Source organism: Caulobacter sp. P1_B12_2 (assembly GCF_056406675.1).
Genome location: NZ_JBFTZS010000785.1, coordinates 1 through 1,014, shown reverse-complemented (window position 1 = coordinate 1,014; position 1,014 = coordinate 1). Strand labels below are relative to the sequence as shown.

1 pseudogene is annotated in these 1,014 nt (G+C 70.4%); it reads right to left on the bottom strand.

The features are described from left to right. Positions 1-654 (bottom strand): annotated as a pseudogene (locus AC1DZ6_RS25750) (ribonuclease R); the annotation flags it as partial. Positions 655-1,014: the final 360 nt, after the last annotated feature.

The window sequence follows — 1,014 nt, the reverse complement described above, 5'->3', positions numbered from 1 at the left end:
GCCCGAGGCCGTGCCCACCTGGGCCAGCACCAGGTCGCCGTCCTTCAGATCCTTGGCCTCCTGCTCGTTCAGCAGCAGGCTTTCCTTGGACTTGCGGTCGACCGGCTCGACGCGCGTCTCGCGGCGGTGCTTGCGAATGACGCCCAGCACCTTGTGAGCGCTCTGGCCCAGGCGCTTGATCAGCCGGGCCTCGGTCTCGCCGCTCTCCAGTTGCTCGAAGCGGACCAGCAGGCGGTCGCCCATGCCCGGCACGCCGCCGGCCGCGGCGTCGTCCTTGCCGGGCGCCAGGCGCACCTGGGGCAGGTCCTCGCCGCCCTTGGTCAGGCGCACATAGAGATCGCCGTCGGCGTCGCGCTCCACCACGTCGACCACGCCCACGGGGGGCAGGGCGCCGGCCTCGGCGAAGCCGCGCCGCCCGCGCTTGCCCAGGCTGCCGTCAGCTTCCAGGGCGCGCAGCATCTCGCGCAGGGCGCGGCGGTCGGCGCCCTTGAGGCCGAAGTGACGGGCGATGTCGGCCTTGCCGCTCTCGCCGGCGTCTCTCAGGAAGGCGATCAGCGTCTCGCGATCAGGCAGGCCGGCGGGCGGCTTGGGAGCCTTCACGCCTTTGGAGGCGGCGGGGAATTTCGAAGATTTGGGCGAGCGCGGTTTAGCCATGCTCCTCGTCTAACGCGGCGAGGGGGGCGATGGGAAAGGGAAATGGGCATGAAGCGTTCGCTTGCATCAATACGCTGTCATCCCGGACAAGCGCGAAGCGCGCCGATCCGGGACCGACGCCTGAGCGCCGCGCTTGCGGCGGTCCCGGATAACGGCTGCGCCGTTTCCGGGATGACAGCCACAGTTTAGCTGTTGAATTCGAAGGTTTTCGTCGCCCCTAGTACAGGTCCTCGATCCGCTGCGGCGGCGCTTGCGGCGGGGGTTCCGGCTTCTTCTCGGGTTCGGTCGCGACAGGCGGGGCCTCGACGATCGGGGCGTCGGCGGCGGGCGCGGCCTCGACCTCCTCGACCGGCTTGGGCT